The organism is Chryseobacterium sp. MEBOG07 (assembly GCF_021869745.1).
Taxonomy (GTDB): Bacteria; Bacteroidota; Bacteroidia; order Flavobacteriales; family Weeksellaceae; genus Chryseobacterium; species Chryseobacterium viscerum.
This window is the reverse complement of record NZ_CP084579.1, coordinates 4,581,846-4,593,394: the sequence shown is the minus strand read 5'-3', so window position 1 is coordinate 4,593,394 and position 11,549 is coordinate 4,581,846. Positions and strand designations below refer to the sequence as shown.

Here is an 11,549-nt window from a genome sequence, read left to right as displayed (position 1 = left end):
GGAAACAGTAGTTTAACTGGAAAAACATTCCACTCAAAGGAAAATCGTTGGTTCAAACCCGGCCTGTTTCTATTTTTTTTAACTAAAAACAATAATTAAATTATAATAAAAAACAAAATGAATACATACATTGATATTGGCATTAATCTGACCAATAAACAGTTCTATAATGAACACGACGAAATTATCAACCGCGCTTTGGACCAGGGGGTAGAACATATGATTCTTACAGGAACCAGCGTAAAAGGAAGCAAAGAATCTGCTCAGATTGCAGAAGAATATCCGGAAATTTTATTTTCAACAGCCGGAATTCACCCTCATGATGCCAAATCTTTTAACGGGGAAAGTATCGGTGAACTCAGGAAATTGTTGAAACAGGATCATGTGATTTCAGTAGGCGAGTGCGGACTGGACTTCGACCGGGATTTTTCTCCAAGACCCATACAGGAAAGATGTTATAAAGCACAACTGGAACTGGCTGTAGAAGTCAATAAACCGCTTTTTCTTCATGAAAGATCAGCATTTAAAAGGTTTAATGACATCACAGATGAATACCTTTCCCAATTACCCGAAGCTGTTGTACACTGCTTTACCGGAACATTGGATGAAGCAAAGACATATCTGGATAAAGGATTGTATTTGGGATTTACCGGAGCGATCAGTGATGAGAAAAGATTTAAGCATCTCGAAGACGTTATAAAATATGTCCCTCTTGACCGAATGATGATTGAAACAGATGCCCCTTTTATGCTTCCGAAAAATATGTTCAGGATGCAGAACAGGCGAAATGAATCTTCCTTTTTACTGTATGTAGCACAAACAGTTGCCCATCTGAAGAAGATCAGCATTTCCGAAGTCGCGGACGAGACCACAGAAACGGCCAGAAATTTTTTCAGACTATAAAAAGAGCTCTACTGATGAAGTAAAGCTCTTTTTTTATAAACAAAATTGTCTCTTGCTCTTACAAACTCTTTATTGCCGATTCCAAAGCCAGTTCCATCATTGGATTCAAAGCCTTTTCTCTTTCGTCAGCAGAGATTTTTTCGTGTGTAGGGATAATATCCGTTACCGTAAGAATAGTAGCTGCATTTTTTCCTAAATGCTGTGCATTCGCAAATAAACCGAATGCTTCCATTTCTACTGCAGGACAGTTGTATTTTGTAGCAATTTCAGGAGTAGCAGGATCTTTTCTGTAGAAAATATCACTACTGTGGATGTTGATTGCCTTAGCGTTTAATGATAAATCTTTTGCCGTTTCATTGATGGTAGTAAAGATATTCCCTTGATGAGGAAGAATTTCCTCTTCAATTCCCCATGCATATTTGGCGTAAGTACTTTCGCTGGCAGCTTTTTCAATATTTAAAATATCAAAAAGTTTAAGATCAGTATTGTAAGCACCACAAGTCCCGATTCTAATGATCGTATCTACTTCATACTCTGTAAACAACTCAAAAGAATAGATCCCGATGCTTGGGAAGCCCATTCCACTAGCACCTACCGTGATCTCTTTTCCTTTATAAAGACCTGTATAATAAAGAATACCTCTGGTTTTGCTTACCAGTTTAGCATTTTCTAAATAATTCTCAGCAATATACTGTGCACGAAGCGGATCCCCCGGCTGCAATACTACTTTAGCAATTTCTCCTTTTTTTGCACTGATGTGAATACTCATAATGTTTTTTTGAATGGCACAAAGATAATAACTTTTAGTTTGTTTCTGTCATTACGAAAATGGAAACAATGAAGCCATCTCTGATCAACAGAATGTATAAGATATTACTAATAAATGTTTTAAATAAAATTTTAGGTATTGTCTTTTGTATAAATCAAAAATAAAATCTGGTAAATACAGAACAATAAAAGAATAATGTGGAGCAGGTATCATGAAGGCAGTCAGGCTACTTTTGCAGAAGTAAAATATTTAAAATTTTAAAAATGAAAATTGAACATATTGCCATTTGGGTTAAAGATCTTGAAAAATCCAGAGCCTTTTATCAGAAATATTTCGGAGCCGTTTCCAATGAAAAATACCACAATCCTGTCAAAAACTTTCAGTCCTACTTTCTAAGTTTTGATAATGGCTGCCGTCTTGAAATAATGACTAAACCAAACATCAAAGAAACAGAAAACTCTTACGAATCCCAGCACTATGGAATCATTCATCTTGCATTTTCAGTAGACAGTAAAGAGAACGTAAATGAACTTACAGAGATATTGAGAAAAGATGGGTATACCATTGCCGGAGAACCCCGTACAACAGGAGACGGCTATTACGAAAGCGTAATCCTTGATACGGAAAATAATATCATTGAAATCGTATCGCAGTAAGTCATTGCGAGGAGCCATGGCGACGAAGCAATCTTTATAGTAATGAATACGTAATCTCAAACCTTATAGGTTTTTAAAACCTATAAGGTTTAAATTTTAAATGGTAACCTTGCTGAAAATCTTAGATTTTCTAGCGCCTTAAAGCAGCATAATGATTATAACCTTTGCGTCTTTGCGTTTTCCAACACTTTAATTCCATATTTAACATGAATCTTCTCAACAAAAATTTTATTCTCAACGAAATAATTTTATTTTTGTTAGATCATGGAAACCAAGTCACCGTTTTTAGACACGATCTTTTTACTTCGTAAGGAAGAATGCATTACTCTTTTTTCAAGCTTACAGAAAATTTCCCCTCAGGAAGAGGCGGAAGCAGGAGATTATTTCGAAACAGAATTTGAAAAAGAAAGACTGGAGTTTCTATCCGATCAACTGACTTGTAACAAAGAAACAGCCGTATGGGCCGCAAAAATTCTCTATCATAGTGCACAGCTTTATCTGATCAGAGAAAATACTGAAAAAAATATTGAAAATCTTATTCCCGGATTTAAAGGAGTCCGGGATATTTCTTCTATTTTATCTGCAGATTTATCACTCAGGTTTTTACCGCAGGTCATTGTGGCTTTAAACGCTGTCGATTCTGAAGATCCTTTGATTGCCATGCTGGAAAATATTCTGATGCAGTTTCACTATTCGGGAATCGGGTATGATCTTGATCTGAAGAACGTGAACTGGAAGGAAGAATTAAAAGACAATACTTACAGAAAATTATATCTGGAAAGAATTGTCGAAAAAAGAGATTATAAACTGGCGGAAATTCCGTTCATCAATAAACTAATAATAGCCGAATTCGGAATACACAAAGACGCATTCTGGCGAGAACTAAAAACGATAACCGAAAACAACAATGAAAGCGTATGAGAAAGTATTTGAATTTTTAGCTGATCCCAACAAAAGAAACATTCCTGAAATGCCGTGATGTGGTAATCAAAGATACTTATCTGAAACTGGCATTTTCATTCAGCAAAAGAAATGAAAGGGAAGTACGTATAGAAGAGGAGAAGCCTCAAAAAAGTGGTGGAAATTTTAATTTTTTAAATCAATGAATCAGAATATAAATCAACTCAATACAGTTCTTAACTACGTAAAAGATACTTTTGTAGGTAAAAATGATGTCGTAGATCTGTTGGGAATCTGCCTTTTGGCAAGAGAAAATGCCTTTTTGTACGGACCTCCGGGTACCGCAAAATCAGCAATTGTAAGAACGCTGGCAAAAACAGTAAAAGACGGCAAAAATTTCGAATATTTATTAACCCGTTTTACAGAACCGAACGAGATATTCGGACCTTTTGATATCAGAAAACTGAAAGAAGGAGAGCTTCTCACCAATACAGAAGGAATGATGCCGGAAGCTTCCATGGTTTTCCTGGATGAGATCTTCAATGCCAATTCTGCCATCTTGAATTCACTTCTGATGGCTCTCAATGAAAAAATTTTTAAAAGAGGAAAAGAAACAAAGCACTTGCCGGCACTGATGTTTGTAGGAGCAAGTAACGTTCTTCCGGAAGACGAAGCATTGAACGCATTATTTGACCGTTTTCTGGTAAGAATTAATGTAGATTACGTAAATCCTGAATTATTACAGCAGGTCCTTTTAGCAGGTAGAAAACTGGAGAATGAAGAAGAAACGGAAATTCCGGAAATTCATGCCGATGAGATCAGACAGCTTCAGAACCTGTGTAGAACAATAGACCTTAAACCCATTTATGAAGTCTACCTGAATACGATTATCAATCTTCGAAATACAGGTATTGCCATTTCAGACCGTAGAGCGGTGAAACTTCAAAACCTGATCGCTGCCAGTGCCCTGATCTGTGGAAGAAAAGAAGCAGTACTTTCCGATCTTTGGGTATTGAAACATATCTGGGATACAGAAGAGCAGATTGAAATTCTGGAAGGAATTATCAACAGGACCATCGAGAAAGATGATCACCCGGATTCCCATCCACAGGCTATGCACAACAAAACACCCAATCCTGAAGAAGTCATGAAAGATGTGACAATTCTTGTGGAAAAATGGAATAGTGGAATGCTGAGTTTTGAAGAACAGAATGTAATAAAAGATAAACTGAGATACCTGCAGACCCGTTGTGACTGGATCAGAAATCCGGAACAGAAGCAATATATCCAGCAAGAAATTGAAAGCTTATGGCAGAAGATCCTTCAAAGCGTTTAAAAGAATTCTGGGCAGAACTTCCCCGTCCCAATGAAGATTTTCTGGGCTCTATCAGAGACTGGAAAAACATTCAGATTGCAGTGGAAGAAGAAATAATCTGGCTGAGAGGTTTTACCGATGAGCAGGCAGCATCTCCGGAAATACAACAATTACCGGATTTTATTCTGTATGAGCTTCGGGATGGTCTTTTGTTCAGGAAAGAGGCTTTGGTTCCGAGTAAAAAAATGAGAACAGCATTGCTTTGGATACCTATAGACAAGGCATTGCAGCTTACTTTTCCACCTTCGAATCAAAACTATTTTGGAATTCAGGAACAGGTTCAGGTAAGGTTAAAAGAAAGCAACGAAGAACAGCCTGCAGTTGCTTTATTGAGCAATATTGCTGATATTAAAGAAAGTATCACAGCATTACCCAGGTTTAAACTTGAAAAAATAAAATGGACTGTTCTGGGAGATAAAGCCCTGTTTATGGGCACTCCATTACTGAGTTTCCCCGGAAAGACCTATTGGACAAAAGACAGACATTTACTGCCGGCAGGTCTGGATTTTGAATTTAAAAATGTAAGTACGCTGCTACAGCAGAAATATAATAAAGAGTCGGAAGGATGGTTGCTTTGGGATGAAAATGGAAGCTACCTTTTAATAAAAGAAACAGATTTCCGCCCGTTGTCAGTAAGCTCATTTCGTCTTACAGAAAAATCAAGAGAATGGAATTAAAGGCCTATTTCCAGTCCTATGAAAATTACTTCTGGGAATGGAAAACTGATGAAGATATTCCCGGTGATTCCGGTTATCACGAAAATAATCTCCTCTCGGTTCCGGGAGTGGGAGCGATAGCTTACAGGCCTTATGTGATGGAGATTCTTAAAGAACTTCAGCCGCAGGGATGGCCTCCGTTCGGGGCATTGCTTATGGTGGTGTATGCGATGCAGGACGGATATGTAGATTTTGCCGGCCCGTTAAGACGTACCGCTGAGTTTTACAGTGGAGAGGATTTCGAATTCAATGTGGAAAAACAAATTGAATTTCTTGAAAAAATACGATCACTTGCCAAAGTTTACAAGCAGAAACAAAACAGAATTGTACTTCTGCAGACCTTATTCAAAAATGGGCACAACAGAATATCTTCAGTGAATGCTGAAGCTCATATAAGAATCTATTATAAAAGACCACACGAACTGGCTTCTTGTGCAGAACAGCAAGATACCGGTTCATTAGCCTTAAACAAAGATTTAAGTGCTTTGGATCTGAACGAAAAGTTTCCTACCGCACAATCTATCATTGATGCTATGAAAGGGCTGGTTGATGAGCCGGAGTTGGACGATGAAGTGGTAGAAGAAGAAACAACGGCGGATACCAATAAAGACTTTATCAAAGAATTGGTTGAAGAACCCAAAACATTTCAGGTAGGAAGTCTGATCAAAAGAATATGGAGCGGTCTAAAAATCCCGATGCGTCATCTTTCTCCCGGAGAACAGCCTATTGGAGGAATATCTGATATGACCAACAAAGGCGACTTTCACAGAATGCTTCTATCCGAATTTGCCAATGAAGATGATGTTTTTATGAATCGTGTGGCCAATAATGAAGCCCTTTACATTCAAAGAGAAATTCCGCCCGAAGAAAATGTTTTTGAAAGAATTATCCTGATTGATACTTCCCTTAGAAACTGGGGAACACCAAAAGTATTGGCTTTTGCCTCTGCTATTGCCGTCATCAAACATCCGAAGGCCCATTCTGAATGTAAAGTTTTTGCTTTAGGACAGGCAGGTGTTCCGATTACCCTCAACAAGGTGGAAGAAGTCGTTGAAAACCTTAATCAGGTGAGTCCGGTTCTCGAAGTTTCGGAAGCGTTGGAACATTTTTTTAATCAGGAACACACCGAAAAAGATATTGAAGTTTTCTTCATTACCCATCAGGACAATATGGATGATGAAAAAGTTCAGCGGGTAGTTCATCAGAACAGAGACCGGCTTAAGTTTTTGGTCACTACCACTTCAGATGGTGAGATTAATATTTATAAACATCACAAAGGAGCCAGAAAACATATTCAGAAAATAAAACTTCCATTGCAGGAGTTGTGGGCCAATCCTCCACAACAAAAACAGTCCGTTCATAACTTCAATGGAAAGAAAACGGATCTTCCGCAAAACTATCCTGTCTTATTTCCAACCCCTGTTAATAAGATTGCTGAGTTCTTATATGAAGGAGAATTTTTCATTCTGAGTTCGAAAAAACAATTACTGAAGACTTATCTTTCTGATAACTATTACGACAAACATTCCTATGATTATTATAAAACACATCATGGTTGTGAAGTATTATTCGATAACATTTCCATAAAACCAAAAGGACAGTTTGCCCTTGCCAAAAACAGACAGCAGCACTTTATTCTGTGCCAATATCAGGTTGAACAAAAATTAATATCAAAGCTTAATCTTAATACAGGAGAATATTCTGAGCAGAATCTTACAGGGATGAATGTTCCGGAGTCCTACAAACTGGCTTATTTTGGGCGAAGTTTTTACCTGCATCATCCTGATAATCCTACCTATTATAAAATAAATATTGATGGAAATATCTCTGTAGAACCTATTACCGGAAAGGATAAAGAATTTGAAAAAAATAACATAAAAGCTGAAGCCGAAGTCGCCAAGCTCAAGGGAAGTGGATTGAGGATTATCAACAATTTTCAGAAAATAGGAATCAATCACTATGAAAATCTGGTCATTTCCGGAAATGAATTGTACAGTGCCTCAGAAAACACCCTGAATTTTTCCAGAAGCAAATATGATATTAAAATTTTTGCCGAGCAGCATAAAAATAAATTTACATTTCCCGATGGGAGCGAGATTATTACAGACTCGCGGGGAATGCTGACTTTCCGAAGCAGTAGCAAGAGCATTGAAGAGTTTTTCATCCCTTCCACTGCTAATGGTTTTCTCTCTTTGGCAACCTATACCGAATTTGGAGGTTCAGAATATTATCTCCCGGAGCATGCTCTACTGAAAGTAAGAACAATGGATGATATGTGTTATAGGTTTTTGAAACCGTTTATAGAACAGATTTTGGATTATGGAGCTTAGAATAAAACCTTTCCCGAAAAATAACTATCCCAAAAAGGGGCTTTTAATCAGAGGCTCTTCACCTGTGGTATGGCTTCAGGAAATGGAAATGCTTGGGATTGATTTAAGCCAGGTAAAATCTTATGCAATTCCGACCAATAGTCCCAATGTGCTGTACGGCTGTTTCCTTGTTTTTAATGACAATGCCCCTCAGGAAATAGGCAGGAATGCTTACTTCCAGTGTGTAGATAACAGGCTTTTTATCCCTGAAAACACTACTTTTTATCCTAAAATTAATTCTGAAGACTGGGCACAGCTTGATTCTCATTTTCTGATTATGCATCCCGAATTCGGACTGGTAAAACTATCTGAAGAAATCGACTGGATCTCATTGATTCAGCAACCTGGTATTATCGATGAAAGTATCAGAAAACCTCTGAATGGAGTTTCAATTCCTCAAAAAATTGAAAGTTATACCGTTGAAATGGATGACGAAAAAGTGATGGAAACATTACAGCCAAAGCAAACCGAAGAAGAATGGATGAACAACCTGCCGTTTGACCTTAAAAAAGTAATGGCCGGGAATAAAAAAGAAATAGAAAAATATTTAAAATATATTGAAAAGTATCCTGAAAGAGCAGTAGAACTGGGAGTTTCTCTGGATGTCATGGGAACTTCAAGAGGAGATGGCTTTGGAAAATTTACCTGGCTGGAAGGTTTATTTGGTGGAGGTTCCAAAGGTAAAGTAGAGAGTGCAGGAACAAAAAATTTCCGCAGAATATTCTGGGCAGTTATTATTGCAGCTATAGTCTTAAAGATTGCATTGCCTTCAGATCAAAAGAACCCCGAACAGGACGGAAATGGCACTTCTTCAGGGAAAATTGTAAAGGATGCTGTAAAAGCACCTTCTGATATGATTGCTTTTCAATCCGGAATCTCGGAAATTGATCTTAAGATCGATTCCATATATAATCAGTCGAGAAAAGGATTATCTAAAGAACTTCTTAATGCCGGAATCATTGAAACCAAAACAAAAGAAGCCAAAGAAGATTATAAAAAAGCTGGTGGCAGAGAAGTAGGAGAAATAGGAAAAGACATCGAAAAGCTTGTGAATAAAGAAAAACAAAGCCGGGATTCTCTTAAAACCATTTACACCAAAAAAATTACAAAACATATAGAAGGAAAAACCGAGAAGCTGGAACGTAAAATTTCAGATTCCCTGAAGCAGTATACCAGAGGGAAACCTGTAAATGGGGACGTCGTAAAATTTCTTCTGAAGAAAAGAAAGGCTTTGATGGCTGACTCACTAGGGAAACTTTACGGTACACTGGATATCATAGATCCTTCTTCTGCATCCATTGATCAATCAAAGGTTAAAGGAATAGGCTCCAAAGGAACTCTGTTGGAAAAAAAGGCCCCGGTTTCAGACATTATGTATATGGTAATCCTGATGATTGCTGGCGTAGGATTGTATTTGTTTCTGTTTAAAAATAAATCATTAAACCTTGGTGGCGATAATGTACCTGTCTGGGTGAAATTTATTTTAATAGCAATCCTTGTAGCAATGCTGATTTATTTATTCTATCCGTTGGTAGAAATGTTTGGATACAAATGGTTTGTGTGGGTTCTTGTGATTTGTGTGATGCTACTTTTGTATCGTCTTTTCAGAGATGATAAAACCATTTTAAACTCCGATGATGATGAATAAACAGAAATTTATAGACAAATTTATAGCTGCATTCATGCTGTTGGCCATATTTAAGGTCATCGGAATCGTTGCCCAGCTTTTCCATGAGAGTTTCTGGAGTGTCATAGGGACATTGGTTATTTTCTTAATAGCCGCCTTTATTATCCTTATTGTGATCACTTCTTTAAAAGATAAAGAACAAAACAACAGAAATTCATCAGGAAGAAAAGGGAGTGGAAGCAGCAATTTCTATCTGGAAAATTCCCTTTTTGACAGGATTCGTAGCAAATACGAAGAACTTGCCGAAAAATATATTGCTGAAAATGATTATAAAAAAGCGGCAAGAGTTTACATGAATCTGCTGCAGGATAATTACAGAGGTGCAAAGACACTGGAAAATGGAGGGTTCTACAATGAAGCAGCCGTAGTCTATCTTAAAAAGCTAAACAACAAATCCGATGCTGCAATTTGTTATGAAAAAGCAAAGCAATACAAAAAAGCCATTGACCTTTACAAAGAAATGGAGCAGAAAGAAAAAGTAGGAGATCTCTATAAAGAAATCAACGATCTTAAAAATGCCCATGCCTATTATCAGTTCGTTGCAGATGATTATGTTGCCAATAATCAGATGGTAAAAGCTTCTTTGATATTCCGTAAAAAAATGGAAAAAACAGAAGATGCACAAAAAGTACTGCTGAGAGGATGGGAAGAAGACAAAGATGCATTCAACTGCTTGAATAACTATTTTGCCAATATCTTTGATGTTAAAAAACTGGAATCTGAAATACAGTATTTATATCAAAAAACTCCGGCTCACAAAAAGATCACTTACCTTGAAGCGATGAAGCATGAGTTCAAAAAAGACCCAAAATTACATGCAGCAGCCAGAAATATAGCCTATGAAATCATTGCAGAGAAAGTAGCCACCCGCTCAGAAATTGTGAATGAACTGAAATTTTTTAATCCCAATGATGAGGTGATTCTGAAAGACATTTCCAGATTCAAAACAGGAAGAAATAAAATGTTCAGAAATTAAAGGATAAAAAATAAAATGGACAATACTGCTAAATATCTTCATTTTAAATATGATAACAAAAATCCTTTTGAAATTGTACAGGAAATAATATCAAAAGGTAAATCACCATTGTATGCAATAAAGGAAATTAAGGAGAAATTTCCTGCATTTTCATTAATGGAAGCTAAAGAAGTCGTTGTTATAGCAACTTCAGACCATAAAAGTCTTTATGATTACCAAGGAGAATTACTCATACAACTTGAAAAACTTGATGAAGAAATGAATACAAGTAAATAATTAATGGATTAGAAAACTTTGTATGATGAACTTTTAATAGACTGCTTCATCAAATCAATGGTAATTGATTCCCCTTAGCTCCCTTAAAATAAAAACCTCTCGAAATAAAACTTTGCGTTTAAGATAGCACAGTAATTCTGTTTTGTTGGAAAATAACAAAGTCGCAAAGATTTTCAGCAAATAAAGATTAAAAACGTTTTACTGATTAAAGACATTAATGTTTTTTTACATAAACATCTGCTCAATTTGAATAATCTGCGAGAGAACATTTAAGTTTAGATTCCTTGCTATGCTCGCAATGACAAAGGTACTTTTGAAGGTTTATCGCAGATAAAATCCTTGTAAATTATAAGAGTTTTTCTGATATTATTTTGCGCTTTTGCATATCCAAAACCTTCCCGAGCTTGTGAAAATTATAAAATAATATCAAAAAATATTTATCTTTGCCCCAGAAAATTATGACAATACAAAGAGCACATATCAATGCAGAACTATTCGAAAGTCCTTCTAATAAAGGATTATTAGGGTATGATGAGGTGATATGGAATGAGGCGAAATGTGCTGACTTTGGAAATTATTTACTATAAACTTGTAAAAAATTAATCAAAATACAACAGAAACGTCTCGAAAAATCGAGGCGTTTTTTGTTTTTTAGGTCAGAAATTATTTAGAATGAAAAAAAATAACTATAAACATGAAAATTTTTTAATTAACAATGAAACTTTAATACGATAAAATAGAGTGATAAGCAACCCAGTGAGAGACAGTCATTTAGGTAATTAAGATATCTGCAGAATATTGCGGGCAGAAATTCCCTACTCTAAAATTAAAGTGTAATCAATTGATTATCAATAATTTAATTTTAAAATTTATTTGCGGATTCCAAAAATTCATATTTACTTTGCAACCGAAAATTGAAAGC

At 36.2% G+C, this 11,549-nt stretch carries 11 protein-coding genes and 1 tRNA gene; 11 read left to right on the top strand and 1 reads right to left on the bottom strand.

Going from position 1 to position 11,549, the window contains the following annotated elements:
- The first annotated feature begins 1 nt into the window (after position 1).
- Positions 2-71: transfer RNA gene (locus LF886_RS21095), tRNA-OTHER, on the top strand.
- Between the two features lie 46 nt (positions 72-117).
- Entirely contained in the window at positions 118-903 is a 786-nt protein-coding gene (locus LF886_RS21090; protein WP_236851485.1) for a TatD family hydrolase, read from the top strand.
- A gap of 58 nt (positions 904-961) precedes the next feature.
- Here LF886_RS21090 and deoD read toward each other — a convergent pair whose 3' ends face one another.
- Positions 962-1,672, bottom strand: a complete 711-nt coding sequence (gene deoD / locus LF886_RS21085; protein ID WP_103231396.1) for a purine-nucleoside phosphorylase — start codon at positions 1,670-1,672, stop codon at positions 962-964.
- 263 nt (positions 1,673-1,935) lie between these two features.
- Between deoD and LF886_RS21080 the strand changes: the two genes are divergently transcribed.
- The 9 genes from LF886_RS21080 (at position 1,936) to LF886_RS21040 (ending at position 11,214) form a co-directional block, all read left to right on the top strand.
- On the top strand, positions 1,936-2,328 hold the full coding sequence (locus LF886_RS21080) for a VOC family protein (RefSeq protein WP_236851478.1): 393 nt from the start codon (positions 1,936-1,938) through the stop codon (positions 2,326-2,328).
- Between the two features lie 264 nt (positions 2,329-2,592).
- Positions 2,593-3,249 carry a hypothetical protein gene (locus LF886_RS21075; RefSeq protein ID WP_236851471.1) on the top strand — a complete coding sequence of 219 codons (657 nt, stop codon included), beginning with the start codon at positions 2,593-2,595 and terminating at the stop codon, positions 3,247-3,249.
- A 181-nt stretch (positions 3,250-3,430) separates the two neighbouring features.
- Entirely contained in the window at positions 3,431-4,564 is a 1,134-nt protein-coding gene (locus LF886_RS21070; protein WP_152290585.1) for an AAA family ATPase, read from the top strand.
- Positions 4,537-5,280 (top strand): hypothetical protein, encoded by a 744-nt coding sequence (locus tag LF886_RS21065; RefSeq protein ID WP_236851470.1) that lies wholly within the window; start codon positions 4,537-4,539, stop codon positions 5,278-5,280. The genes LF886_RS21070 and LF886_RS21065 overlap by 28 nt, the downstream gene beginning before the upstream one ends.
- On the top strand, positions 5,271-7,649 hold the full coding sequence (locus tag LF886_RS21060) for a hypothetical protein (RefSeq protein ID WP_236851468.1): 2,379 nt from the start codon (positions 5,271-5,273) through the stop codon (positions 7,647-7,649). The genes LF886_RS21065 and LF886_RS21060 overlap by 10 nt, the downstream gene beginning before the upstream one ends.
- On the top strand, positions 7,639-9,336 hold the full coding sequence (locus LF886_RS21055) for an APC family permease (RefSeq protein ID WP_236851466.1): 1,698 nt from the start codon (positions 7,639-7,641) through the stop codon (positions 9,334-9,336). Before LF886_RS21060 ends, LF886_RS21055 begins: the two co-directional genes overlap by 11 nt.
- Positions 9,329-10,351 (top strand): soluble NSF attachment family protein, encoded by a 1,023-nt coding sequence (locus tag LF886_RS21050; protein ID WP_236851464.1) that lies wholly within the window; start codon positions 9,329-9,331, stop codon positions 10,349-10,351. Before LF886_RS21055 ends, LF886_RS21050 begins: the two co-directional genes overlap by 8 nt.
- 15 nt (positions 10,352-10,366) lie before the next feature.
- A complete protein-coding gene (locus LF886_RS21045; RefSeq protein ID WP_236851463.1) occupies positions 10,367-10,627 on the top strand; it encodes a hypothetical protein in 261 nt (86 codons plus the stop codon).
- Between the two features lie 458 nt (positions 10,628-11,085).
- Positions 11,086-11,214, top strand: a complete 129-nt coding sequence (locus LF886_RS21040; protein ID WP_068939893.1) for a penicillin-binding protein — start codon at positions 11,086-11,088, stop codon at positions 11,212-11,214.
- Positions 11,215-11,549: the final 335 nt, after the last annotated feature.

Bases quoted from the DNA above. Each gene is read 5' to 3' on its own strand.
- LF886_RS21040 (WP_068939893.1), top strand. From the start codon at position 11,086: ATGACAATACAAAGAGCACATATCAATGCAGAACTATTCGAAAGTCCT.
- LF886_RS21060 (WP_236851468.1), top strand. From the start codon at position 5,271: ATGGAATTAAAGGCCTATTTCCAGTCCTATGAAAATTACTTCTGGGAA.
- LF886_RS21090 (WP_236851485.1), top strand. From the start codon at position 118: ATGAATACATACATTGATATTGGCATTAATCTGACCAATAAACAGTTC.
- LF886_RS21075 (WP_236851471.1), top strand. From the start codon at position 2,593: ATGGAAACCAAGTCACCGTTTTTAGACACGATCTTTTTACTTCGTAAG.
- LF886_RS21050 (WP_236851464.1), top strand. From the start codon at position 9,329: ATGAATAAACAGAAATTTATAGACAAATTTATAGCTGCATTCATGCTG.
- LF886_RS21055 (WP_236851466.1), top strand. From the start codon at position 7,639: ATGGAGCTTAGAATAAAACCTTTCCCGAAAAATAACTATCCCAAAAAG.
- deoD (WP_103231396.1), bottom strand. From the start codon at position 1,672: ATGAGTATTCACATCAGTGCAAAAAAAGGAGAAATTGCTAAAGTAGTA.
- LF886_RS21070 (WP_152290585.1), top strand. From the start codon at position 3,431: ATGAATCAGAATATAAATCAACTCAATACAGTTCTTAACTACGTAAAA.
- LF886_RS21045 (WP_236851463.1), top strand. From the start codon at position 10,367: ATGGACAATACTGCTAAATATCTTCATTTTAAATATGATAACAAAAAT.
- LF886_RS21080 (WP_236851478.1), top strand. From the start codon at position 1,936: ATGAAAATTGAACATATTGCCATTTGGGTTAAAGATCTTGAAAAATCC.
- LF886_RS21065 (WP_236851470.1), top strand. From the start codon at position 4,537: ATGGCAGAAGATCCTTCAAAGCGTTTAAAAGAATTCTGGGCAGAACTT.